Below are 23,331 nucleotides of genomic sequence, written 5' to 3'. Positions count from 1 at the left end.
GCCCGGGCCGCTCAGTCCTCGCTCTGGCGGCGCCAGCGGATGCCGGCCTCCAGGAAGCCGTCGATGTCGCCGTCGAAGACGGCCTCGGCGTTGCCGACCTCGTGGTTGGTGCGCAGGTCCTTGACCATCCGGTACGGCTGCAGGACGTAGGAGCGCATCTGGTTGCCCCACGAGCCGGAGTCCTCGCCCTTGAGGGCGTCCAGCTCGGCCTGGCGGTCCTGGCGGGCCTTCTCCAGCAGCTTGGCCTGCAGCACGCGCATGGCCGCGGCCTTGTTCTGCAGCTGCGACTTCTCGTTCTGGCAGGTGACGACGATGCCGGTGGGGATGTGGGTCAGGCGCACCGCGGAGTCGGTGGTGTTGACCGACTGCCCACCCGGGCCCGAAGAGCGGTACACGTCCACGCGCACGTCGTTCTCGGGGATGTCGATGTGGTCGGTCTCGGCCACCACCGGCAGGACCTCCACGCCGGCGAAGGAGGTCTGGCGGCGGCCCTGGTTGTCGAAGGGCGAGATGCGCACCAGGCGGTGGGTGCCCTGCTCGACGGACAGGGTGCCGTAGGCGTAGGGCGCGGCGACCTTGAACGTCGCCGACTTGATGCCCGCCTCCTCGGCGTAGGAGGTGTCGTAGACCTCCGTCTTGTAGTGCTTGCGCTCGGCCCAGCGCAGGTACATCCGCATGAGCATCTCCGCGAAGTCCGCGGCGTCCACGCCGCCGGCCTCCGAGCGGATCGTCACCAGGGCCTCGCGGGGGTCGTACTCGCCGGAGAGCAGGGTGCGGACCTCCAGCTCCTCCAGCGACTTCTTGATGCTCGTGAGCTCCTCCTCGGCCTCGGCCAGGGAGTCGGCGTCGCCCTCGCCCTCGGCGAGCTCCACGAGCACCTCGAGGTCGTCGATGCGCGAGCCCATCTTCTCGATGCGGTCCAGCTCGGCCTGCACCGACGACAGGCGGCTCGTCACCGTCTGGGCGCTCTCGGGGTCGTCCCACAGGTCCGGCGCGGCCGCCTGCTCGTTGAGGTCGGCCAGCTCCTTGCGCAGCCCCTCCAGGTCCGACACCTCCCGGATCGACCCGTAGGTCGTGCGGAGGGCGGAGATCTCGGAGGGGAAGTCGATGGCCACGACCGACGAGTCTACGTCCGCCCGCCCCCTCCCCACCCGCTCGCGCCCCCGGTGGTGCACCCGGCGCCCCAGCCGGGCGCCGGTGCCCGCTCAGCCGAAGGCGGTGGAGGGCAGCTCCCGCTCGCCGCCGGCCAGCGCGGCCACGACGCGCTCGGCCACCGCGTCCGGCTCCAGCCCCCGCGGCAGCCGCGGCGCGCTGCCGGCCACCGGCCGCCCCGCCAGCCCCGTCTCGGTGTGCGGCGGGCGCACGTCGAGCACCCGCACCCCCTCGCGGCGCACCTCGCCGGCCAGCGCCCGGGTGAACGCGCTCAGCGCCGCCTTGGCCGCCGAGTACGCGGCCATCCCCGGCTGCGGGCGCTCGGCGACCACGGCGCTCAGGACCGCCGCGAACGCCCCCGGCCGCTGCGCCTGCGCCCGCAGCAGGTGCGGCACCGCCGCGCGCAGCAGGCGCACCGGCCCGATCGCGTCGGCCAGGAACAGCTCGTCGAGCAGGTCGTCGTCGGCCTCCCCCGCCGGGCCGAAGGCGACCACCCCCGCCGCGTGCACGAGGCCGTCCAGGCGCCCCAGGTGCGCCACGGCCTCCTCCACCAGCCGCTCCGGCTCCCCCGGCAGGCGCAGGTCCGCGAGCACCGGGTGCCCCAGCCCTTCCAGGCGGGCGGCGTCGCGGCCGCTGACGACCAGCCGGGCGCCGGCCGCGGCCAGCCGCCGGGCGATCGGGCGGCCCAGCCCCCCGCCGGCACCGGTGAGCAGGACGGCAGCGCCGTCGAGGTCGGTCACGCCCCGCACGCTCGCACAGCGCGGGCCCCGGCGCAGGTCCGCGCACCCCCCGGCGCAGCACCCCTCAGCGCAGCACCGCCACCGCGCGGCTGCGCGCGCGCAGCAGCAGGCCGTCCGCGCCCGGGGCACCGGGCACGACGTCGGCGAACGGCGGGCGCACCCGCACCGCCAGCACCACCTCGGCCGTGCGGCCGTCGGAGGTGCCGGTGCCCGGCGCGACGAACGCACCGGGCAGGTCGCCGTGGCGGCGCAGGTAGTCCTCGGCGCTCGCGCGCACCGAGCCGTCCGAGAGCAGCACCCGCCCGCCCGCACCACCGGCTCCGCCCGCACCGCCGCCGGTCGCGGAGGAGGCGCCGTAGTAGACGCGCTCGTCGACGGCGTCGGCCGCGTCCGCCGCCGCCGCGTCGGCCAGCGCCACCAGCCGCTTGCGCTGCAGGTGCACCGCGGAGGCGGAGGCGAGCGCCAGAACGAGCAGCACCGCGACGAGGGCGAAGCCCAGCGACAGCAGCGCGATGCGCCCCTCGTCGCGCGGACCGGCGGTGCTCACGAGCCGACGAACCGGTCGGCGACGGCCACCCGGCGCACCTGCACCGGCACGGCCCCCGGCAGCAGGGGCAGCGCCACCTCCACGCGCACGGTCGCCGCGACCACCGCCTCCGGGGAGCGGCACGGGTCCGCCGCGCACTCCAGCTCCAGCGCACCGGGGGCCGCGGTGAACCCCTGGTCGGCCAGCGCCAGGACGACCGCCTCCTGCGCCCACCGGCGGGCGGTGGCCTCGCCGTCGGTCCTGGCCAGCACCCGCGAGGCCTCCCGGGCGCCGGACTCGGCCGCGAAGGTGGCCGCCTGCAAGCGCCCCAGCGTCAGCACGAGGTAGGCCAGCGGCACCAGCAGCAGCACCCCGACGGCGAGGAACTCCACGGCGGCGCTGCCCTCGTCGGCGCGGCCGCGCCACCCGCGGCGCTCGCGGGCCACCGGGCTCACGCGGCGCCCTCCAGGGCGGCGTGCCCGCTGACGCGCAGGGCGCGGTCCGCGCCGAGCAGGGCCAGCACCGGCAGCGGCGCCTGCACGCGCACCTCGACGACGGCCGCCCCGCCGCGCCGCACGACGCGGGCGTCCACGTGCTCGGCGAAGCGCGGTGACAGCGAGGCGGCCAGCAGCTCGCGGGTGCGGGCCGCCCCCGCGGCGGGGCTGCTGCCGGCGAGCGCCCCGTGGCGCGCACCCTCCCCCGCGCAGTCCACCGCCGTCGCCCGCACGTGCTGCACGACGGCGAGCTGGACGAGCGCCGCGAACAGCAGCGCCAGCACCCCGGCGACGGCCGCGAACTCCGCGACCGCGGACCCCTCGTCGCCGCGGGCCCCGGCGCCCGGGGCGGTCCCCGTCACAGCTGCCCGACGACGGCGTCCATGGCCTGGGTGAACAACGCCTCCAGGCGCGGGCCGGCCACGGCCCACAGGCCGACGACGAGACCGGCGGTCATGAGGGTCACCAGCACCCAGCCGGGCACGTCGCCGCGGTCGTCGCCGGTGCGCAGCGCCCGGGCCAGCCAGGTGCGCAGGGTGTGCAGGTCGAGGGTCACGGCTTCCTCCGGGGTGTGGTGGACGGGTCGGTGCGGCGCCGGGTCGGTCCGGTGCCGGGACGGGCGAGGGGTGGGTGGGGGTGGGTGGGGGTTCAGCCGAGCTGCAGCTGCGCCAGGCCGGGCAGGACGGCGAAGACGACGGTCACGGGCAGGACGCCGAAGACGACGGGCACGAGCATCTGCACCTCGCGGCGCCCGCCCTCCTCCAGCAGCCGGCGCCGCTGCGCCTCGCGCACGTCCCCGGCCTGGGCGCGCAGCACCTCCGCCAGCGGGCTGCCGGCCTCCACGGCCACGGCGAGGCCGTCGACGAAGCGGTCGAGCGCACCCACCCCCAGCCGGTCGGCCAGGGCGGCCAGGGCCTCCAGCAGCGGGGTCCCGGTGCGCACCTCGCCGAGCGCGCGGCGCAGCTGCGCGCACAGCGGTCCACCTCCGGCGGCGACCCGCTCCAGCGCGGCCGCGACGTTCTCGCCCGCGCCCACCGACAGGGCCAGCAGCTCCGCGACCGCGGGCAGGTCCTCGAGCACCTCGGCGCGCCGGCGCCGCACGGCGCCCGCCAGGACGCGGTCGCGCAGCAGGGCGCCGCCGAGGCCGCCGGCCAGCAGCAGGGCCAGCACCCCCACGGGGTGCACCTGCCCGCGGGCGGCGAGCGCCGCAGCGGCCAGCGCGGCGAGCGCCACCCCGGCGAAGGCCCACAGCACCTGCTCGGCGCGGTGCTGGGCCGGGTCGCGGTCGGGGTCGAGCACGGCCAGGCGGCGGCGGACGACCTCGGTGGAGCCGAGCGCCCCGCCGGCGCGGGCGCCGGCGGCCAGCAGCGCGGTGCGCAGCCGGTCGCCGGGACCGCCGCCGCGAGCGCCCAGGTAGGGGCCCACCCGGTCCTCCAGGGCGGGGGCGCGGCGCACGGGCAGCGCCCGCGCCAGCAGCCAGCACCCGGCGCCGCACAGCGAGCCCAGCAGCAGACCGGTGCCCGCGGGGCTCACGCGAGCACCCGGCGCGCCGCGGGCAGCCGTCCCAGGCGCACCATGAGGCGGTAGGAGAGCGCGCAGACGAGCGCACCGGTGACGAGCACGGCCGCGCCCCGCGGGGTGTCGTAGACGGCGAGCGCACCCGGGCGGGTCCCCAGCAGGGCCAGCACCAGCCAGGGCGCGGCCACGGCCAGCCGGGCCGCCGAGACCGTCCAGCTCTGCCGGGCCAGCAGCTCGCCGCGGGCGCGCTGGTCCTCGCGCAGGTACGCCGACAGGGTCCGCAGCGTGCCGCCGAGGTCGCTGCCGCCCACCTGCCGGGTCATCCGCAGCGTGGCCGCGAGGCGGTCGAAGACGGGGTCGGCGAGCTCGGCCTGCAGCTGCGCGAGCTGGGGCTCGAACGCGCCGCTGGAGCGGTGGCCGACGGCGAAGCGGGCGAAGGCGGGGCGCAGGTGCACCGGGCCGCGCACGGCCAGCGCGCACACCGCGTCCGGCAGGGGCGCCCCGGCCCGCACCGCCGAGGCGACGGTGTCGACGACGTCCGGCCACGCGGCGGCCCGCTCGCCGCTGCGCTGGCGGGTGCGCGCGCGCAGCGCCGCCACCGGGGCGCAGCCGGCGGCGGCGCCCGCCGCGAGCGCGAGCACGAGGACACCGGTGCTCCCGGCGACCGCGAGCGCGGCCAGCAGCGCGGCCAGCAGGCACGCCGACGGCAGCAGGGCGGCGGGCACGTCCGCCCACCCGGCGGCGTCGAGGGCGGCCCGCACCGGGCGGCGCCGCGGGCTGTCCCGCGCGTGGTGGGCCCGCGGGCGCGGCCAGCAGGACCACCACAGGCAGAACAGCCCGGCGCCGAGCAGCGCGCCGACCGCGACGGGAGCGGCGCCCATCAGGGCGCCCCGGCCAGCAGGGCGGGCAGGTCGAAACCGGCGCGGGCGAACCGCTCGCGGTGCGGCGGCCAGCCGCCGGCGCGCACGAGCGCACCGGCGGCGTCGGAGACGAAGACGTCGGCGGTCTCCACGACACCGCCCTCGCAGCGGCCGGTGACGGCGACGACCTCGCGCACCCGGCGCCGGCCGTCGGGGTCCAGCTCGGCGTGGACGACGAGGTCGAGGCTGGCCGCGACGGCCGGCACGACGAAGGCGCTGGTGACGTTCTCCCCGGCCAGCAGCGGCAGCGTGCACATCTTCGCCACCGCGTCGGCGGCGGAGTTGGCGTGGATCGTGGCGGCACCGGGCAGCCCGGAGTTCAGGGCTATGAGCAGGTCCAGGCTCTCGGCCTGGCGCACCTCGCCGACGACGAGCCGGTCGGGGCGCATGCGCAGCGCCTCCTTGACCAGCCGGCGCAGCGGGATCTCCCCGCGGCCCTCGAGGTTGGGCTGCCGGCACTGCATGGCCACGACGTCGCGGGCGGCGACCTGCAGCTCGAAGACCTCCTCGCAGGTGATGATGCGCTGCTGCGCGGGGACCGCCGCGAGCAGGCAGTTCAGCAGGGTCGTCTTGCCCGCCTGGGTCGCTCCGGAGACCAGGAGGTTCAGGCCGGAGGCGACGGCCGCGGCGAGGAAGGCGGCCGCCTGCGCGGGCAGGGCGCCGAGGTCGACGAGGTCGTCCAGGCGCCGCGCGCGGGCGACGAAGCGCCGGACGTTCACCGCCCAGTGCCGGCGGGTCACGTCGGGGATGACGACGTGCACGCGCGAGCCGTCGGGCAGCGAGGCGTCGACGAACGGGCTGGACAGGTCCACCCGCCGGCCGGTGCTGGCCAGCATGCGCTCGACGAGCTCGGCGACGGCGTCCTCGTCGAGGATCGTCGTCGTCAGCTCCGGGACGCCGCCGCGGGCGACGAAGACCTTGCCGGGTTCGTTGATCCAGATCTCCTCGACGTCGGGGTCGTCGAAGTAGCGCTGCAGCGGGCCGAACCCCGAGACCGCGGCGACCACGTCGCGCACGGCGGCGGCGCGGTCGGCGAGGGCGGGCAGCGAGCCGTCCAGCGAGCGCAGGTCGTAGTCGAGGACCGCGGCGTCCACGAGCTCGCGCAGCTCGTCGGCGCCGCCGTGGAAGCCGCCCGCGGCCGTGCGCCGCCGCACGAGGGTCCGCACCTCGTCCTCGACGAGCCGCACCGCGTCCACCCGAACTCCTCCACCCGCACCGGCGGGCCCCTCCCGCGCCGGGGCACCGTAGGTCAGGCGCGGGCCGCGGCGTTCGGGTGATGTGGACAACCCGCGGCGCCGCCCCGGGCGTTGTGGACGGCGGCCGGCGGGCCGTGCGCCGCTGCCACGATCCGCCGGTGCCCTTCCGCCTGACCGTCCTCGGGGTCGACCTCGAGGTCGACGTCCCCGCCGGAACCCCCTTCGCGGACGTGCGCCGCGAGGTCGAGGAGCTCACCGGCCCGTGGCCGCCCGGCTGGGAGCGGCTGCTGCACGTGGGCGGTTCCCCGGTGGCCGGCGCGGTCCTGGGGCTGCCGCCGCTGCTGGCGGGCGCGCAGGTGCGCTCGGGCGCGGCCGGCGACCCCGCGGCCGGCGACCCCGCGGCCGGCGACCCCGCGGACGGCGACCCCGCGGACGGCGACCCCGCGGACGGGGCGCTGGACGGTGTGGTGGTCCACGTCAGCGGGGGTCCCGACGCCGGCCGCCGCCTGGTGCTCGGGACGGGCGCCCACGTCGTGGGGCGCTCGGGGCGGCCGGCGCTGGCGGACCCCTCGCTCTCGCGCCGGCACGCGGTGCTCGAGGTGCGCGCGGACGGGACGGTGCTCGTGCGCGACGCCGGCTCGCTCAACGGCACGGCGCTGCTGCGCGAGGGCGGGCGGCGGGCGCTCGCCGACCGCACGGCGCTGCGGCTGCCGGCCCGGGTGGGGCTCGGGGACACGGTGCTGACCGTCGGTCCGCCCGCGGTCGAGGCCGCGCAGGCGCGCCCGGACGGGGCCGGGCACGTGCTGCTCAACAGGGCTCCGCGCTGGCGCGCCTCGACCGCCGCGCAGGTGCTGCGCTGGCCGGCGCGCCCGGCGCCGGCGCCACCGCCCGCGCTGCCGGTGCTCGCCCTGCTCGTCCCCCTCGCGGTGGCCGGGGCGCTGGCGCTGCTGTGGTCACCGCTGTCCCTGCTGCTGGGCCTGGCCTCGCCCGTGCTCGTCGGCGGGCAGTGGTGGTCGGCGCGCCGCCGCGCAGCGGCCGAGCGCGCCGGCGCGGAGCGGTCGCTGGCGCTCGCGCGCGCCGAGGTCCGCCGCCGCCACCACGCGGCGCTGGCGCAGGAGCACGCCCGCGCCCACGACGACTTCCCCGACCCCGCCGCGCTGCTCGCGCAGGCGGAGCAGCGCGGCAGCCGGCTGTACGAGCGCCGCCCCGGCGACGGCGACCACCTCGTCCTGCGCACCGGGCTCGGCGAGCGCGCGGCCACCGGCAGCAGCGTGCGGCCGGCGGACGAGCGCGGCGGCGAGGGGTCGGCCCCGCCGCTGCTGCGCGACGTGCCGGTGGTGGTCTCGCTGCACGAGGGCGCCCTGGGGATCGCCGGGCCGCGCGAGGCCCGGCTGCGCGTGGTGCGCCACCTGCTGGCCCAGGTCGCGGCCTGGCACTCCCCCGAGGAGGTGCACCTGGTCCTCGTCGGCCCGGCCGGCGACGGCGGCGGTGAGCACGGGGGCTGCCCGCGGGACTGGGCGTGGACGGCCTGGCTGCCGCACTCCCGCCCGTCGCCGGGGGCGCCCGCGCAGGTGCTGGCCGCGCTGCGCGCGGAGCTGGACGCGCGGCGCCCGCGGGCCGGGCGGCCCGGGGCACCCGCTGCGGCGGTGCCCGCCGTCGTCGTGGTGGTCGACGACTGCGCCGCCCTGCGCGCCGAGCCCGCCCTGGGCGTGCTGCTGGCGGAGGGGCCCGCGCACGGGATCCACCCGGTCTGCCTGGAGGCGGCCGCGGCCGGGCTGCCGGCCGAGTGCCGCACGCTGCTGGACCTGACCACCTCCCCGGCCCTCGTGCGCACCCCCGCCGGGACGGCGCGCGCGCGTGCCGACGGCGTCGGTGCGGCGTGGGCGCAGCGGTGCGCCCGCGCCCTGGCCGCCGTCCGGGACGCGGGCGGGCGCGGCGGTGGCGGCGAGGTGCCCGGCGACGTCCGGCTCGCGGAGCTGCTGGGCCCGCTGGAGGGTGCGGCCCTCGCGCGGCGCTGGGAGGTCCCGGCCGCGGGGCTGCAGGCGGTGCTGGGCGCCGGGGCGGACGGGCCGTGCCGGGTCGACCTGGCCGCCGACGGCCCGCACGCGCTCGTGGCGGGCACCACCGGGTCGGGCAAGTCGGTGCTGCTGCAGTCCCTCGTCGCCTCCCTGGCCGCCGGCGCCCCGCCGGACGCGCTGCAGCTGGTGCTCGTCGACTACAAGGGCGGCGCCGCCTTCGGCGCCTGCGCGGGCCTGCCGCACGTGGCCGGGGTGGTCACCGACCTCGACGAGCAGCTGGCCGGCCGGGTGCTGCGCAGCCTGCGCGCGGAGGTGCGCCGCCGCGAGCTCGTGCTGGCGCGGGCCGGTGCGGCCGACCTCGCCGACCTGCCGGCCGGGGTGCTGGCGCGCCTGGTGCTCGTCGTCGACGAGTTCCGGGTGCTCTCGCAGGAGCTGCCCGCCTTCGTGGAGGAGCTGGTGCGGCTGGCCGTCGTGGGCCGCTCGCTGGGCCTGCACCTGGTGCTGGCCACCCAGCGCCCGGCCGGTGTGGTGAGCCCGGAGATCCGGGCGAACACCAACCTGCGGATCGCGCTGCGGGTGCAGGAGCGCGCCGACGCCGAGGACGTCGTGGGCGATCCGGCGCCCGCCGCCTTCAGCGACCGGCTGCCGGGACGGGCGCTGGTGCGGCGCGGTCCGCGGGCGCCGGAGCTGGTGCAGGCGGCCAGCCTGCGCGCTCCCCGCCGCGGGGGGCGGGTGCGCGTGCGGCGCGCGGACGCCCCGGCCCCGCCCGCCGGTGAGCTCGTGGACGACCTGCCGGGGCTGGTGGCGGCCGTGCGGGAGGCCGTGCGGCTGCGCGGGCGGGCGCTCCCGCCCGCGCCGTGGCTGCCGCCGCTGCCGGCCCGGGCCGGGCGCGGCGACCTGCCCGCCGGCGCACCGAGCGACGGGACCGGTGCCGGGACCGGTGCGGACGGCGTGGGCGAGGCGGTCCTGGTGTGGGGGCTGCTGGACGTGCCGGCCGAGCAGCGGCGCGCGAGCGCGGGCTGGGACCTGGCGAGCGGGGAGCACCTGCTCGTGGTGGGCACCGTCCGCAGCGGGCGCAGCACGCTGCTGCGCGCGCTGGCGACGCAGGCCGGTCGGTGCGCGGTGCCGGTGGAGGTGCACGTGCTGGACGCCGGCGGTCGCCTCGGCGACCTCGCGGGCACCGGCTGCACCGGTTCGGTCGTGGGCCTCGAGGAGGTGTGGCGGGCCGGCCGGCTGCTGCAGCGGCTGCAGGAGGAGGTCGAGCGCCGGCGCGCCCGGTTCGCCCGCGCGGGCGTGGCCGACCTGCCGGCCGAGCACGCGCGGGCGCGCGCCGCCGGCGAGCCGCTGGAGCCGTACCTGGTCCTGCTCGTCGACGGCTGGGACTCCTTCGCGGGCGCGCTCGCCGACGCCGATCCCGGGTGCGGCGCCGACGCGCTGCTGCGGCTGCTGCGCGAGGCCTCGGCGGTCGGCGTGCGGGTGGCGCTGACCGGGGACCGGGCGCTGCTGACCGGCGCGGTGGCCTCCGCCTGCGGGCAGGTGCTGCTGCTGCGGCTGGCCGACCGCGCGGACGCGGCGCTGCTGGGCCTGCGGGCCGCGGAGCTCCCGCGGGCGGCGCCGCCGGGGCGCGGGTTGCTGGTGCGCGAGGGGGTCGCCCTCGAGGTGCAGGTGCTCGAGCCCGCGACGGCTCCGGGCGCCGGAGCGGACCGGCCGGGGCGGGCGGCCCGGCTGGAGGTTGCGGCGCTGCCCGCGCTGGTGCCGGTGCACGCGCTGCCCCCGGGGCCGGTGACGGCGCTGCCGGTGGGGGTGGGCGGGGACGCGGGCGCCGTCGTGGCGGTGGACCTGAGCCGTCCGCTGGTGGTGGCCGGTCCGGCGGGCAGCGGCCGCACGAGCGCGCTGCGCACCCTGGCGGCGGCCTTCGCCCGGGCGGTGGGCGACGGCGGTGGAGGTGGCGGCGGTGGGGGTGGCGGCGGTGCAGGTGGCGGCGGTGCAGGTGGCGGCGGTGGCGGTGGCGCCCGCGCGGTGGTGTGGGCCCGCGGCGCGCGCGCCGACGCGCTCGAGGCCGCACTGGCGGGCGGGGGCCTGGTGCTCGTCGACGCCTCGCCGACCGCGCTGGAGGCGGGTGCGGAGGAGGTGCTCGTGCGGGCGCTGACCGCCGCGCGGGCGCCCGCCGGGGGGCTGGTGCTGGCCGGGGACGGCGGGGAGCTGGTCGGCGCCTTCCGGGGGCTGGCCGCCGTGGTGCGCTCGCAGGCGCGCACCTGCCTGCTGCTCGGGCGGGACGGGCGGGTGCCCGCCGAGGTGGTGGCGCGGCGGCCGCTGCCGGCGCCGGGTCCGGGGCCGGGTGCGGGGTTCGTCGTCGTCGACGGCCGGTGGACCGGTGTGCGCGTGGCCTGGCCCGGTGAGCGCCCCACTACCGTGGGCGCGTGAGCACCGACGGCGGGGGGTCCCGCCCCTCCTTCACCCTGCGGCAGGCGACCGCCGACGACGGCGCCGCCGTCGCGGCGCTGGTCCGCGAGCTGGCGGAGTACGAGCAGGCGCCGGAGTCGGCCACCGCCACCGCCGACGACTTCGCGCGCGCCCTGCGGCCGGGCACCGGCATCGGGTGCGTGCTGGCCGAGGTGCGGACCCCCGCCGGGGTGGAGGTCGCCGGGATGGCCCTGTGGTACACCACGTTCTCGACGTGGCTGGGACGGCAGGGCATGTGGCTGGAGGACTTGTTCGTGCGCCCCGAGCACCGCCGTCTCGGCATCGGCCGTGCGTTCTTCGCCGAGCTGGGCCGCCTGTGCGCGGAGCGCGGGTTCGGCCGCCTGGAGTTCTGGGTGCTGGACTGGAACACCTCGGCGCACGCCTTCTACCGCGCGCTCGGGGCGAGGGCGGAGGACGAGTGGACGGTCTGGCGCCTGGACGGTGCCCGGCTCGCGGCCCTGGCGACCCCCGGTGCCGACCAGAAGTGACCCCACGTGTTCGCTGTCTTACGGTGAGCACCTACCAAGCTGGTGCGCGGGCACCGCGCCCGCAGCCCCGGAGAGGACCTCGTACGTGTCGACCCCCACGACCGGAGACCCGGTGAGCGAAACCGCGCGCGACACCGGCAGCGACATGGTCGAGCTGCGGGTCCCGGCCGATCCCGCGTACCTGACCGTCGTGCGGACCGCGAGCGCCGGGCTCGCGGCCCGCCTCGACCTGACCCTCGACGAGATCGAGGACCTGCGCATCGCCGTCGACGAGGCCTGCACGCTGCTGCTGGGCCCCTCGCCCGGCGGGGACCTCACCGCCACCTTCCGCCTGGGCGACGGCACCCTGGAGGTGGAGGTGCGCGGGCCCGCGCGCGAGCTGCCCGAGCGCTCCAGCTTCGCCTGGGCCGTCCTGGAGGCCCTCGTCGGCGAGGTGTTCACCGGGACCTCCGCCGACGGGGCGTGGATCGTGCTGCGCCACAGCCGCAGCTCGGGGAGCCCGGGCGGCCTGACGACGGGGCTCGGGTGATCCGGTCGGCACGAGCCCGCACCGCGCCGGGTGGTCCGGTGGCGAGCCGGACGCGACCCGGCGACCCTGGGTGCATCGACGACAGCGAAGTGCCGCAGGACCGGCCGCTGCGCGGCGCAGACCCCGACGACGACGTCACCGAGACCCCTGCCGTCCAGGCCACCGCCCGCGACGAGGAGGGTGCGCGCCTGCTGACGCGCATGGCCGCGCTGCCCGCGGACGACCCCGAGCGGGTCCGGTTGCGCGAGGAGCTGACGCGCCGCCACCTGCCGCTGGCCGAGCACCTCGCAGCCCGCTTCCTGGGACGCGGCGAACCGCACGACGACCTCGTCCAGGTCGCCACGATCGGCCTGCTGAAGGCCCTGGACCGCTTCGACCCCGAGCGCGGGGTGCCCTTCGGGGCGTACGCGGTGCCCACCATGCTCGGCGAGATCAAGCGCCACTTCCGCGACCGGGGCTGGGCCATGCGCGTCCCGCGCCGGGTGCAGGAGGCCGGTCGGGCGCTGGGCGAGGCCCGCGAGAGCCTCACCCAGGAGCTGGGGCGGGCGCCGACGGTCGCGGAGCTCGCCGAGCGCACGGGCCAGGACCCCGACGACGTGGTGGAGGTGCTGGAGTCGGCGAACGCCTACTCCACGCTGCCGCTGGACACCGGCTCCCCCACCTCACCGGTGGCCCTCCTGGGCGGGGAGGACGAGGCGCTGGAGAACGTGGAGAACCGCGAGGCGCTGCGCCCGCTGCTGGCGGGGCTGCCGCCGCGCGAGCGGCGCATCCTCGCCCTGCGCTTCGTGCGCGGCATGTCGCAGTCCCAGATCGCCGCGGAGGTGGGCATCTCCCAGATGCACGTGTCCCGGTTGCTGAACCGGACGCTGTCGCAGCTGCGCGAGGGCCTGGGCGACGTCGAGGTCGGCTGAGCGCCGGCCGTCGGGGCCCGGCCCTCAGCGGGAGATCTGCGCGGAGACCGACGGCAGGAAGAGCCCCACGAGGACGACGGCGGCCGGCAGCACGAGCACGAGCCCGAGCCAGGGCGCCCCGCCGCTGAAGGCGGGCAGCCCGGCCGCCAGCTCCAGCAGCTGCCACACGACCACCGGCGAGCGCGCCCAGGTCGCCCGCTGCAGCAGGCCGCGCCCGCAGAAGGCGACACCGGCGGCGAACAGCAGCGCCGTCACCACCAGGAAGCCGGCGGCGACCGGCTCGGCGGCGTCCTCGACGAGGAGGCCGTGCAGCAGGTAGGCGGCACCGGCCACGAGCAACACGGCTTCGAGCAGGACGAGCACGCCCAGCAGCGTGAGCAGCGGCGAGCGCCGGTCACCGCCGCCCGGTCGGGACGGCTGGCTGGGCACGGGGCGAGCGGGCACGATGAGCACCGTACGGGGCTGCGCCCGCGCCCGCGGCCGGGGCCGGGGGCCGTCCCCCACCGGGGGGACACGCCTCGGCGTGTCGGATCGCCCACCTGGGGTGATCCTGGATTACCGGGAGGGGTCCGCCGCGTTACGTGCGTGTGACGAAGCTGACACGCTTCCTCCACGATCGTCGCGGGTAGACCTCTTGTCGGAAGGCCCGCGAGATGTGACCCTGGATGCCGACGCGATCCCCGACACCCGTCGCAACCCGGCCTCCGACAGGCCGGAACGGGTGTCCCGGCACCGCCGGCGTTGCCGGTGCTCAGGGATCCCGCGTGTCGACTCGTGACAACGAGCAGACACGCGCGCACTGAGACCGCACACGCGAGAAGGAGTGGAACAACCATGGACTGGCGCCACCGCGCTGCCTGCCTCGACGAAGACCCCGAGCTCTTCTTCCCGATCGGCAACACCGGCCCCGCGATCCTGCAGATCGAGGAGGCCAAGGCCGTCTGCCGCCGCTGCGAGGTCGTGGACTCCTGCCTGAAGTGGGCGCTGGAGACCGGCCAGGACGCCGGCGTGTGGGGCGGCATGAGCGAGGACGAGCGTCGCGCCCTCAAGCGCCGCGCCGCCCGCGCCCGCCGCGCCAGCTGAGCTGACGCCACCACCGCGGATCGCCCCCGACCGGCCCGGCCGGACGGGGGCGATCCGCGCGTTCAGTTGCGCACGCTGCCCAGCTGGGTGGCGTCGCGACGCACCCGCAGGTCCAGGTGCACCTCGGTCCCGCCGCTCGGGCTGGAGCCGAAGGCCATGCGACCGCGCAGCTCGCCCTGCACGAGCGAGCGCACGATCTGGGTGCCCAGCCCGGAGCTGCCCACCTGGAAGTCGGCCGGCAGCCCGACCCCGTCGTCGCTGACGACGACCTCGATCCGGTCGTCGGAGGTGTGCTCGACCTTCACGACGACGCTGCCGCCGCGGCCGGGCCCGAACCCGTGCTCGACGGCGTTGGTCACCAGCTCGGTGAGCACCAGCGCCAGCGCCGTCGCGTCCTCCTGGCGCAGCTCCCCGAAGCGGCCCTCGCGCACGGTGCGGATCCGCTCGGCCCCCTCGGTGGCGACCTCGGCCGCCATCATCAGGCAGCGGTCCAGGACCTGGTCGAAGTCGACGTTCTCGTCGATGCCCTGCGACAGCGTCTCGTGCACCGTGGCGATCGTCTCCACCCGCCGCATCGCCTCCTGCAGCGCCGAGCGCCCCTCCTCCGAGACGATCCGGCGCGCCTGCAGCCGCAGCAGCGCCGCCACCGTCTGCAGGTTGTTCTTCACCCGGTGGTGCACCTCGCGGATCGTGGCGTCCTTGGTCATGAGCTCGCGCTCGCGACGGCGCAGCTCCGAGACGTCGCGCACCAGCAGCAGCGCCGCCACCCGCACCGGCGCACCGTTCTCCCTGCGCGTCAACGGGATCGCCCGCATCGACAAGGTGGCCGCCTCGGTCTCCAGGTCGGTGCGCCACGGCGCCCGGCCGGTGACCACCAGCGGCAGCGACTCGTCGACCGGCAGGTGGCTGGCCGCCAGCGAGCTGGAGATCTCCGCCAGGTTGGCGCCCACGAGCTCGCCGATGAGCCCGGCGCGGTGGAAGGCCGACAGCGCGTTCGGGCTGGCGTAGGTGACCACCCCCTCGGCGTCCAGGCGCAGCATGCCGTCCCCCACGCGCGGGGCGCCGCGGCGCGGGCCGGTCGGCGCGGCCGTCTGCGGGAAGTCGCCGTCGGCGATCATCCGGGTGAGGTCGTCGGCGCACTTGACGTAGTTCAGCTCCAGCCGGCTGGGGGTGCGCGAGGTCGCCAGGTTGGTGTGGCGGGCCAGCACGCCCAGGACCACCCCCTCGCGCACGACGGGGATCGTCTCCTCCCGCACCGGCACGTCGTCGTCCCACTCGGGGTCGCGCCCGCGCAGGCTGCGCGCCTCGTCGAAGGTGGTGTCCACCTGCGGGCGGCGACCGCGCTCGAGCAGGGCGCCGACGACGTCGTCGTAGTGGACCGTCGGCCCGGTCGTCGGCCGGCAGTGCGCCACGGCGACGAAGTGCTGGCGGTCGGCCGAGGGCACCCACAGGACCAGGTCGGCGAAGGACAGGTCGGAGATCAGCTGCCAGTCGCCCACGAGCAGGCGCAACCACTCCGCCTCGGCACCGTCGATCGCGGTCTGGGACTGCAGCAGGTCCGCCATGGTGGGCACTCCGAGAGCCTACGGTCCTCGTGCTGCGCGCGAGCCGTCAGCCCGCGCGCAGCACCGTGCGCAGCACCCGCAGCCCCACCGACAGCGCGGCGAGGTCGCCCCGGCCGAGGTCGCCGTCCAGGTCCGCCATCATCTGGCGCGCCCGCCGCACCGCCGGCCCGTGCGCGACCTCCCACGCCTCCACCGCGGCACCGGCGTCCACCGGCGCCCCGCCCGGCTGGTGGGCGATGACGGCGGTCGTGAAGTCGCGCAGCGTCGAGTACAGGTCGTCGCGCAGCGCGGCCCGGGCCAGGGCCTGCCAGCGGTCGGTGCGCGGCAGCGCCGCGATGCCCTCCAGCAGGGGCTCGATGCCGTAGCGGCGCGAGAGCTCGAACCAGGTCCGGGCGACCTCCTCGACACCGCGGCCGGACTCCGCCGCGACCTCCACCGCGTCCAGCAGCGGGAACGTGGCCAGCAGCGCGGCCGTGCGCAGCGCCTCCTGCCCCGGCACGCCCCGCTCGGTGAACCACTCGGCGTCCTCGCGCACCGCCTCCGCGTCGCCGCCGCCCACGAACTCCCCGATCCGCGCCGCCAGCTCGGCCACCGGCCCGGCGAAGCGGGCCACCTCGGCCGGCACGTCGATGCCGTCGGGGCGCGCCTGCAGCAGCCAGCGCACCGAGCGGTCCAGCAGCCGCTGGTGCTCCTGGCGCATCCGCGACTGCACGAACGCCTCGACCCGCCCGTCGAGGGCCTCGACGGCGGCGGCGCGCTCGGGCAGGCCGAACACCCGGCTGGCGACGACGAAGGCGCGCACCACGTCCGCGGGTTCGCTGCCGGTCTCCTCGGCGGCCCGGAACGCGAACGTCAGCCCGCCGGTGCCGACGACGTGGTTGACCAGCACGGTGGTGGCGATCTCCCGGCGCAGCGGGTGGTCGGCCAGGTGGTCGCCGAAGCGCTCGCCGAGCTCGGCCGGGAAGTAGCCGCGCAGCGTCGCCGACACCCACGCCTCGTCCGGCAGGGCGCTCGCCAGCACCTGCGCACCCAGGGCGATCTTGGCGTGCGCGAGCAGCACCGACAGCTCCGGCGTCGTCAGCCCGACGCCCTCGCGGGCCCGGCGGTCCAGCTCCGCCGGCGACGGCAGCGCCTCCAGGCGGCGGTCGACGTGCCCGGCGCGCTGCAGGGCGTCCAGGAAGCGCCGGTGCGCGGGCAGCAGACCCGCGGCGAAGGTGCTCTCGATGCTGAGGACGACGTTCTGCTCGTAGTTGTCGCGCAGCACCAGGCGGCCGACCTCGTCGGTCATCCGCAGCAGCGTCTCGTCGCGGTCGGCGGGCGCCAGCTGCCCCTGCGCGACGAGGTGGTCCAGCAGGATCTTGATGTTGACCTCGTGGTCGCTGCAGTCCACGCCGGCGGAGTTGTCGATGGCGTCGGTGTTGAGCTTCACGCCCGCGCCGCCGCGCCCCGCCACGGCCGCCTCGATGCGCCCGCGCTGGGTCAGCCCCAGGTTGCCGCCCTCGCCGACCACCTTCACGCGCAGGTCGCGGCCGTCGATGCGGATGGCGTCGTTGGCCTTGTCGCCGACCTCGGCGTGCGACTCCGCGGAGGCCTTGACGTAGGTGCCGATCCCCCCGTTCCAGAACAGGTCCACCGGCGCGCGCAGCACCGCCCGCAGCAGCTCCACCGGCGACAGGCTGGTGACGGAGCCGTCCAGGCCCAGTCGCCGGGCCACCTGCGGGCTGACCGGCACCGACTTGGCCGTGCGGCTGTGCACGCCGCCGCCCTCGGAGATCAGGGAGGTGTCGTAGTCGGCCCACGAGGAGCGCGGCAGCGAGAACAGCCGCCGCCGCTCGGCGTGCGAGAGCGCGGGGTCGGGGTCGGGGTCGAGGAAGACGTGCCGGTGGTCGAAGGCGGCGACCAGGCGGATCTGCTCGGACAGCAGCATCCCGTTGCCGAACACGTCACCGCTCATGTCGCCGACGCCGACGACGGTGAACGGCTCGGTCTGCACGTCGTGGCCGAGCTCGCGGAAGTGCCGGCGCACGCTCTCCCAGGCGCCGCGCGCGGTGATGCCCATCGCCTTGTGGTCGTAGCCCACCGAGCCGCCGGAGGCGAAGGCGTCGCCCAGCCAGAAGCCCCGGGACACCGCGATCTCGTTGGCGGTGTCCGAGAACGACGCGGTGCCCTTGTCCGCGGCCACCACCAGGTACGGGTCGTCGCCGTCGTAGCGGACCACGTCGGCCGGGGGCAGCACCACCCGCTGCCCGTCGACGACGCGCAGGTCGTCGGTGACGTCGAGCAGCCCCGCGATGAACGTGCGGTAGCAAGCGGTCCCCTCGGCCCACCAGGCGTCCCTGTCCACCGAGGGGTCGGGCAGCCGCTTGGCGACGAAACCGCCCTTGGCCCCGGTCGGCACGATGACGGCGTTCTTGACGATCTGCGCCTTCACCAGGCCCAGCACCTCGGTGCGGAAGTCCTCGCGGCGGTCCGACCAGCGCAGCCCGCCGCGGGCGACCTCGCCGAAGCGCAGGTGCACCCCCTCCACCCGCGGGGAGTACACCCACACCTCGCGGAAGGGCGCCGGGTCGGGCATCCCCGCGACCAGGCGGGAGTCGATCTTGAACGACAGGTGCGGGTGCGCACCGCCGTCGGCCCCGCGCTGGTAGGCGTTGGTGCGCAGCAGCGCCTGCACGACGCTCAGCAGGGCGCGCAGGATGCGGTCGGCGTCCAGGCCGTCGACGCCCTCCAGCGTCCCGCGGGTCTCCTCCGCGAGCGCGTCCACGAGCTCGGCGCGCTCGCCCTCGTGGCCGGGGCGGGTCGGGGCGAAGCGCGCCTCGAAGAGCCGCACGATGAGCCGGGTCAGCCCGACGTTGGCCAGCAGGCAGCCGGCGACGTAGTCCAGCGAGTACGCCAGCCCCACCTGCCGCAGGTAGCGCACGAGGGCGCGCAGCACGGCGACCTGCTGCCAGCTCAGCTGCCCGGCCAGCACCAGCCGGGCCAGCGCGTCGCTCTCCGCGCGCCCCGTCCAGGCCGCGGCGAAGGCGTCGCAGAAGCGGGTGCGCGCCGCGGCCGGGTCGGCGTCCAGCTGCCAGACGTCCACGGGCAGCAGCAGGCCGACGTCGTCGACCCACACCCTGCGCCCGTCGTCGCGGGTCAGCACGTGCGGGCGCTCGTCGGTGACCTCCACGCCGAGGTCGCTGAGCACCGGCAGCACCGAGCTCAGCGTGACGGGCGCGGTGCGGTAGGAGGTGAACCGCCAGGTGCGCGGCTGGGCCGGGTCCTCGCGCAGGTCCAGCACCGGCGCGACCGGGGCGCCGGCGGCGGCGTCGACCGCCGCGAGCAGCTCCTCGGCGCGCCGCAGGTCGCTCGTGGCCCGCCCGGCGTCGACGACCGCCCGGTAGCTGTTGGGGACGCCGCCCACCCAGCGGCGCACCAGCGGCGCCCCGGCGGCCTCGCCCAGCTCGGCGCGGGCCGCGTCGAGCAGGTCGTCGTCCCAGGAGCGGGCCGCCCTGGCGACGGCGTCCTCCAGCGCGGAGACGTCGACGTCGGACAGCTCCTCCCCCGGCCTGGCCCGCACCACCACGTGCAGCCGGGCCAGCACCGACTCCGAGACCTGCAGGGTGTGCTCGACGGACCCGCCGTCGAAGGCCTCCCGCAGCAGCGCCTCGATGCGGGCGCCGACGCGCGTGCTGTACCGGTCGCGCGGCATGTAGACCAGGCAGGACATGAAGCGGCGGTAGGCGTCGCGCCGCAGGAACAGCCGGGTGCGGCGGCGCTCCTGCAGCCGCAGCACCGCCAGCGCGGTCCGCAGGACGCTGTCGACGTCGGCCTGGAACAGCTCGTCGCGCGGGAAGGTCTCCAGGATGCTCAGCAGGTCCTTGGCCGAGTGCCCGCTGGAGCCGAACCCCGCCCGGGCGAGCACCTCGCCCACCTTCTCCGCCACCACGGGGACCCGCTTGACGGAGTCGGTGTAGGCGGTGGAGGTGAACAGGCCCAGGAAGCGGCGCTCGCCGGTGACGCGCCCGGAGGCGTCGAAGACCTTGACGCCCACGTAGTCCAGGAAGGCGGGGCGGTGCACCGTGGCGCGGGCGTTGGCCTTGGTGACCAGCAGCACTTGCGGTTCGGCTGCCTTCTCGCGCACCGGGCCCGAGAGCGTGCGGACCCGGCCGGCGGGGCGCCCGGGCCGCTCGGCCAGGACGCCGAGCCCCGTGTCGGGGCGCGCCGCCAGCACCACGTCCTCGCCGTCGGTGCGCAGGTCGTACTCGCGGTAGCCGAGGAAGGTGAAGCGGTCGTCGGCCATCCAGCGCAGGAAGCGCTCGGCGACGCGCAGCTCGGCGTCCGCGACACCGACCGGGGGGTCGATCTGCAGGCTGTCGGCGATCTGCAGGGCCTTGGCGCGCATGGGCTGCCACCCGAGCACCGCGGCGCGCACGTCGTCCAGGACGCGGCGCAGGTCCTCCACCAGCGGCAGGGCGCCGTCCCGCTCGTCCCCACCGCGCCCCTGCGCGGCGGCGTGCCCGTCGACCTCGATGCGGATCCACGACTCCGCCGGTTCCGAGGGCGGCGCCGTGCCCACGTCGTGCAGGTCGAGCAGCAGGCCGTCGTCGTCGCGGCGGGCGGCCAGCCGCGGGTGCACGAGCAGGTGGATGCCCAGGCCGCGGCGGGTGAGCGCCGCGGTGAGGCTGTCGACGAGGAACGGCATGTCGTCGGTGACGACCTCCACGACGGTGCGGCCCTCGCGCGCGCCGGCGTCCTCGCCCGGCACGGCCCGCACCAGCGTGGTGCCGGCACGACGGCGCGACCCGCAGCGCACGTGCGAGGCCACCGCCGCGGGCAGGCGGCCCGGCTCGCGGTCGGCGATGTCCTCCACGGCGGTGTGCGCGAAGTAGTCGAGCAGCAGCCGCTCGGAGGCCGTCGGGGAGCGCAGGGCGTCGGGCAGGTCCTCCGCCCACGCCGGCGCGCAGGCCGCCGTGGCGGAGCGGACGAGCTCCCGCACGCTGGCGGGCAGGACCGCGGACGGGGCGGACGTGTCGGACGTGGCGGGCATCGTTGCTCCGGGTCGCGGGTCGGGACGCGCTGCCAGACTATCCGGGTCGCCGGCGGGACCACCCGCCGGTCCCCGGGGCGGGCCTAGAGTGGCGGCGTGGCTCAGCAGACCCCCGCGCGCAGCCGCCTCGCCGACGAGCTCGCCGCTCTCGCGCCGGACCTGCGGACACCGCAGGCCGCCGACGCCGTCGTCGAGCTCGTCGCCCGCGTGCACGCGCTGCTGGAGCGCCCGTGACGCTCGTCGACCTCGTGGGTCGCGGCGGCGGGGACGCCGCCGGGCTGTCATCGCTCGCCGCCCTCCTGCACCGGTGCGCCGACGCCCTGCAGGGCGGCTGCCCGCCGCAGCAGGTCGCCGCGGTGCGCGAGGCCGCGACCGCCGCCCAGAGCGCCGCCCAGGACCTGCGGGACCTGCCGGTCCCCGCGCGCCCGCACGACGTCGAGGCCGTCGAGCAGGCGCTGGCCGAGGCCCTGCGCAGCCCCCTCACCACGCTCGCCGACGAGAGGACCCCCTGACCGTGCCTGTGCAGTTCGCCGAACGCACGCCCCTGCCCGCACCGCCGGCGGAGGCCTTCGCCGTCCTGGTCGACCCGGACTTCCTGGCGGCCCGCGCGCAGCGCTCCGGAGCCCTCGAGCACACCGAGGCGGTGACGACGGAGGGAGCGGTCACCGTCGTGTCCTCGACGCGCACCGTCCCCACGACGGGGCTGCCGCCGGCCGCGGCCCGCTTCCTGGGGTCCACGGCGGTCGTCGAGCAGGTCGAGCGGTGGGAACCGGCCGGTGCCGACGGGTCCCGGCGGGGGTCTCTGCGGCTCACCGTGCGCGGCGCGCCCGTCGAGCTCCTCGCCGCCTCGACGCTGTCGTCCGACGACGGCGGTTGCGTGCACGAGCTCTCCGGCGCGCTGACCGTGCAGGTGCCGCTGTTCGGCGGCACCGTGGAGAAGGCCGCCCTGCCGGGCCTGCTGGACCTGGTGCGCTCGGAGATCGGGCTCGCGCGCGAGCGCCTCAGCGCCCGCTGAGGTTCACGGGCCGACGGCCAGCAGCAGCGGCAGCTCGCTGGCGTCGTACCAGAGCAGCTCGTGCCCCTCGCACGCCTCGACGGTGAACACCGCGTCCTCGTCGCCGGCGTCGGCGGCGGGCAGCGCCGCCAGTGCTGCCCGCACGTCCGCCTCGGCGTCCGCGTCGTCGACGTGGACGCTGACGACGTCGTCGAGCACCAGCGCCGTGCGCACCTGCACGCGCGAGCGCTCGGGAGCCGTCCACGCGCCGCGCTCGCCCACGTCCACCGCGCTGTCCGGCACGTCGAGGGCCAGCACCACGCGACGGGGCGCCGCGCCGCTCGCGTCGGGTGCCGCCAGCAGCCGCAGGGACTGCTCGGCGGCATCCGTCATGGCGACGTACTCCAGCTCCTCCTCGAGGTCGCGCGGGTCCGCGTCCGCGTAGTAGTCCCGCAACGCGGGTGTGACCGCGTGGACGCTCGCGGGACCGGGAGCCAGCCTGCCCTCCTGCGCGGCGCGCGCCAGAGCCGGCAGGGTCGTCGGCCAGTAGACGCGCACGCTCAGCCCTCGTCCTCGTCGGGCTCCGCGTCACCCTCACCGTCGAAGTCCTCGTCGAACACGATGCCGTCCAGCTCGTCGAGGCGTTCGGCGGCATCGGTCTCACCGTCGGCGTCGGCCTCGGCCGCCTTGACGAGCCACTCGCGCGCCTCGGCGTCGCGGCCGACCGAGAGGAGGGCGTCGGCGTAGGCGTACCAGAGCCGTGCGCGCCAGGGAGCGCGGCTGTTGGTGCGCAGCTGCGGGACCTGCAACGAGACAACGGCCGCGTCGTGCTGGCCCATGTCGTGCCGAGCCCCCGCGGCGACGATGAGCATCTCCACCTTCGCGGGGGTGTCGAGCTTGGCCGCCTCCGGGGAGGTGGCCAGGTCCAGCGCCCGCTCGGGCCGGCCGAGTCCACGCTCGCAGTCGGCCATGAGCGGCAGGTAGCTGTCGTCGCCGGTCATGCGGCGCACGGTCCGCAGCTCGGCGAGGGCCTCCCGGAAGTGGCCGGCCCGGTACGCGGCGATCGCAGCCGCCTCGCGCACCGCGGCGATGCGCCCACCGCGACGCTGGGCGGCCAGCGCGTGCTGCCACGCGCGTTCCGGGTCGACGTCGACCACGCGGCCACTGGCCACCAGGTGCCGGGCGACGACGTCGGCGTTCTCGGCCGTCAGCCCCTGCAGCGAGCGGCGCACCTCCGGGTCGAGCTCACGACCCGTGATGTCCTCGGGCAGGCGCGGACCGGCCTGGCGCTCCGGCCGGTCCCGGAAGCGGTCCCCGGCGGCCGGAGCGCGCACCGGCCCACGCTCGGCGCGCTTGCTGGGCGCCTGTCCCCGGTGCTGCCCCTGGGACTGCGACCGGTCGTCACGGCGGGGTCGATCCTCCCGCTGCGGGCGGTCCCCACCCCGGAACGGACGGTCCTCGCGCTGGGGGCGGTCATCGCGCTGCGGGCGGTCCTGCGTGCGAGCGGGACGCTCGTCGCGGCGAGGACGGTCATCGCGCTGGGGGCGGTCATCGCGGCGCGGGCCGGCGGAGCGGAACGGGCGGTCATCGCGCTGCGGGCGGTCCTGCGTGCGAGCGGGACGCTCGTCGCGGCGAGGACGGTCATCGCGCTGGGGGCGGTCATCGCGGCGCGGGCCGGCGGAGCGGAACGGGCGGTCATCGCGCT

At 77.5% G+C, this 23,331-nt stretch carries 23 protein-coding genes; 9 read left to right on the top strand and 14 right to left on the bottom strand.

Features of this window, described 5'->3' with window-relative positions:
- Nucleotides 1–11 precede the first annotated feature (11 nt).
- From prfB to ACRYM2_RS07885, 9 genes are all read right to left on the bottom strand, one after another.
- Nucleotides 12–1,115, bottom strand: coding sequence for a peptide chain release factor 2 (gene prfB / locus ACRYM2_RS07925; RefSeq protein WP_432521297.1), 1,104 nt, complete (start codon nt 1,113–1,115; stop codon nt 12–14).
- Nucleotides 1,116–1,205: 90 nt separating this feature from the next.
- Nucleotides 1,206–1,892 (bottom strand): SDR family NAD(P)-dependent oxidoreductase, encoded by a 687-nt coding sequence (locus ACRYM2_RS07920; protein WP_432521296.1) that lies wholly within the window; start codon nt 1,890–1,892, stop codon nt 1,206–1,208.
- A gap of 64 nt (nt 1,893–1,956) precedes the next feature.
- The gene (locus ACRYM2_RS07915; RefSeq protein WP_432521295.1) at nt 1,957–2,439 is read right to left on the bottom strand and encodes a pilus assembly protein TadG-related protein; all 483 of its coding nucleotides are present in this window, start codon (nt 2,437–2,439) and stop codon (nt 1,957–1,959) included.
- A complete protein-coding gene (locus tag ACRYM2_RS07910; protein WP_432521294.1) occupies nt 2,436–2,873 on the bottom strand; it encodes a pilus assembly protein in 438 nt (145 codons plus the stop codon). Before ACRYM2_RS07910 ends, ACRYM2_RS07915 begins: the two co-directional genes overlap by 4 nt.
- The gene (locus ACRYM2_RS07905) at nt 2,870–3,274 is read right to left on the bottom strand and encodes a TadE/TadG family type IV pilus assembly protein (RefSeq protein ID WP_432521293.1); all 405 of its coding nucleotides are present in this window, start codon (nt 3,272–3,274) and stop codon (nt 2,870–2,872) included. The genes ACRYM2_RS07910 and ACRYM2_RS07905 overlap by 4 nt, the downstream gene beginning before the upstream one ends.
- Nucleotides 3,271–3,468: a hypothetical protein gene (locus tag ACRYM2_RS07900; RefSeq protein ID WP_432521291.1), complete on the bottom strand. Its 198-nt coding sequence runs from the start codon at nt 3,466–3,468 to the stop codon at nt 3,271–3,273. Before ACRYM2_RS07900 ends, ACRYM2_RS07905 begins: the two co-directional genes overlap by 4 nt.
- 92 nt (nt 3,469–3,560) lie before the next feature.
- A complete protein-coding gene (locus tag ACRYM2_RS07895) occupies nt 3,561–4,445 on the bottom strand; it encodes a type II secretion system F family protein (protein WP_432521290.1) in 885 nt (294 codons plus the stop codon).
- Complete coding sequence (locus ACRYM2_RS07890) at nt 4,442–5,311, bottom strand: type II secretion system F family protein (protein WP_432521288.1); 870 nt, start codon at nt 5,309–5,311, stop codon at nt 4,442–4,444. The genes ACRYM2_RS07895 and ACRYM2_RS07890 overlap by 4 nt, the downstream gene beginning before the upstream one ends.
- The gene (locus tag ACRYM2_RS07885) at nt 5,311–6,546 is read right to left on the bottom strand and encodes a TadA family conjugal transfer-associated ATPase (protein ID WP_432521286.1); all 1,236 of its coding nucleotides are present in this window, start codon (nt 6,544–6,546) and stop codon (nt 5,311–5,313) included. Before ACRYM2_RS07885 ends, ACRYM2_RS07890 begins: the two co-directional genes overlap by 1 nt.
- Nucleotides 6,547–6,704: 158 nt before the next feature.
- Here ACRYM2_RS07885 and ACRYM2_RS07880 point away from each other — a divergent pair, with 158 nt between their 5' ends.
- The 4 genes from ACRYM2_RS07880 to ACRYM2_RS07865 all read left to right on the top strand — a co-directional run bounded on the left by ACRYM2_RS07880 (nt 6,705) and on the right by ACRYM2_RS07865 (nt 12,955).
- Nucleotides 6,705–10,988: an FtsK/SpoIIIE domain-containing protein gene (locus ACRYM2_RS07880; protein WP_432521285.1), complete on the top strand. Its 4,284-nt coding sequence runs from the start codon at nt 6,705–6,707 to the stop codon at nt 10,986–10,988.
- Nucleotides 10,985–11,515, top strand: a complete 531-nt coding sequence (locus ACRYM2_RS07875; protein WP_432521284.1) for a GNAT family N-acetyltransferase — start codon at nt 10,985–10,987, stop codon at nt 11,513–11,515. Before ACRYM2_RS07880 ends, ACRYM2_RS07875 begins: the two co-directional genes overlap by 4 nt.
- A gap of 112 nt (nt 11,516–11,627) precedes the next feature.
- Nucleotides 11,628–12,044, top strand: a complete 417-nt coding sequence (locus ACRYM2_RS07870) for an ATP-binding protein (RefSeq protein ID WP_432521283.1) — start codon at nt 11,628–11,630, stop codon at nt 12,042–12,044.
- Nucleotides 11,978–12,955 carry an RNA polymerase sigma factor SigF gene (locus ACRYM2_RS07865; protein ID WP_432521282.1) on the top strand — a complete coding sequence of 326 codons (978 nt, stop codon included), beginning with the start codon at nt 11,978–11,980 and terminating at the stop codon, nt 12,953–12,955. Before ACRYM2_RS07870 ends, ACRYM2_RS07865 begins: the two co-directional genes overlap by 67 nt.
- Nucleotides 12,956–12,979: 24 nt before the next feature.
- On the opposite strand, the gene ACRYM2_RS07860 is transcribed toward ACRYM2_RS07865, so the two are convergent.
- Nucleotides 12,980–13,399, bottom strand: coding sequence for a hypothetical protein (locus ACRYM2_RS07860; protein ID WP_432521280.1), 420 nt, complete (start codon nt 13,397–13,399; stop codon nt 12,980–12,982).
- A gap of 390 nt (nt 13,400–13,789) precedes the next feature.
- On the opposite strand from ACRYM2_RS07860, the gene ACRYM2_RS07855 reads away from it, so the two are divergent.
- A complete protein-coding gene (locus ACRYM2_RS07855; RefSeq protein WP_166615777.1) occupies nt 13,790–14,038 on the top strand; it encodes a WhiB family transcriptional regulator in 249 nt (82 codons plus the stop codon).
- A 62-nt stretch (nt 14,039–14,100) separates the two neighbouring features.
- Here ACRYM2_RS07855 and ACRYM2_RS07850 read toward each other — a convergent pair whose 3' ends face one another.
- Together ACRYM2_RS07850 and ACRYM2_RS07845 are read right to left on the bottom strand one after the other, a co-directional pair.
- On the bottom strand, nt 14,101–15,603 hold the full coding sequence (locus tag ACRYM2_RS07850; RefSeq protein ID WP_432521346.1) for a sensor histidine kinase: 1,503 nt from the start codon (nt 15,601–15,603) through the stop codon (nt 14,101–14,103).
- 46 nt (nt 15,604–15,649) lie between these two features.
- On the bottom strand, nt 15,650–20,632 hold the full coding sequence (locus ACRYM2_RS07845; protein ID WP_432521279.1) for an NAD-glutamate dehydrogenase: 4,983 nt from the start codon (nt 20,630–20,632) through the stop codon (nt 15,650–15,652).
- A gap of 96 nt (nt 20,633–20,728) precedes the next feature.
- On the opposite strand from ACRYM2_RS07845, the gene ACRYM2_RS07840 reads away from it, so the two are divergent.
- The 3 genes from ACRYM2_RS07840 to ACRYM2_RS07830 are packed head-to-tail and all read left to right on the top strand — an operon-like array spanning nt 20,729 to nt 21,647.
- Nucleotides 20,729–20,866 (top strand): hypothetical protein, encoded by a 138-nt coding sequence (locus tag ACRYM2_RS07840; RefSeq protein ID WP_432521277.1) that lies wholly within the window; start codon nt 20,729–20,731, stop codon nt 20,864–20,866.
- Nucleotides 20,863–21,144, top strand: a complete 282-nt coding sequence (locus ACRYM2_RS07835; protein ID WP_432521275.1) for a hypothetical protein — start codon at nt 20,863–20,865, stop codon at nt 21,142–21,144. The genes ACRYM2_RS07840 and ACRYM2_RS07835 overlap by 4 nt, the downstream gene beginning before the upstream one ends.
- Before the next feature lie 2 nt (nt 21,145–21,146).
- A complete protein-coding gene (locus ACRYM2_RS07830) occupies nt 21,147–21,647 on the top strand; it encodes a DUF2505 domain-containing protein (protein WP_432521274.1) in 501 nt (166 codons plus the stop codon).
- Nucleotides 21,648–21,650: 3 nt separating this feature from the next.
- Here the strand turns inward: ACRYM2_RS07830 and ACRYM2_RS07825 are convergent, their stop codons facing one another.
- Together ACRYM2_RS07825 and ACRYM2_RS07820 are read right to left on the bottom strand one after the other, a co-directional pair.
- A complete protein-coding gene (locus ACRYM2_RS07825) occupies nt 21,651–22,184 on the bottom strand; it encodes a DUF6912 family protein (protein WP_432521273.1) in 534 nt (177 codons plus the stop codon).
- 2 nt (nt 22,185–22,186) lie between these two features.
- Nucleotides 22,187–22,960, bottom strand: a complete 774-nt coding sequence (locus ACRYM2_RS07820; protein ID WP_432521271.1) for a tetratricopeptide repeat protein — start codon at nt 22,958–22,960, stop codon at nt 22,187–22,189.
- 39 nt (nt 22,961–22,999) lie between these two features.
- Here ACRYM2_RS07820 and ACRYM2_RS07815 point away from each other — a divergent pair.
- On the top strand, nt 23,000–23,331 hold a 332-nt coding region (locus ACRYM2_RS07815; protein WP_432521269.1), incomplete at its 3' end, for a hypothetical protein.

The sequence above is a fragment of the Kineococcus aridisoli genome (assembly GCF_050871885.1).
Classification (GTDB): domain Bacteria; phylum Actinomycetota; class Actinomycetes; order Actinomycetales; family Kineococcaceae; genus Kineococcus.
This window is presented reverse-complemented; position numbering and strand designations above follow the sequence as displayed.

What these genes read in the sequence shown, in the direction of transcription:
- ACRYM2_RS07890 (WP_432521288.1), bottom strand. Translation starts at nt 5,311, where the DNA reads ATGGGCGCCGCTCCCGTCGCGGTCGGCGCGCTGCTCGGCGCCGGGCTG.
- ACRYM2_RS07855 (WP_166615777.1), top strand. Translation starts at nt 13,790, where the DNA reads ATGGACTGGCGCCACCGCGCTGCCTGCCTCGACGAAGACCCCGAGCTC.
- ACRYM2_RS07850 (WP_432521346.1), bottom strand. Translation starts at nt 15,603, where the DNA reads ATGGCGGACCTGCTGCAGTCCCAGACCGCGATCGACGGTGCCGAGGCG.
- ACRYM2_RS07845 (WP_432521279.1), bottom strand. Translation starts at nt 20,632, where the DNA reads ATGCCCGCCACGTCCGACACGTCCGCCCCGTCCGCGGTCCTGCCCGCC.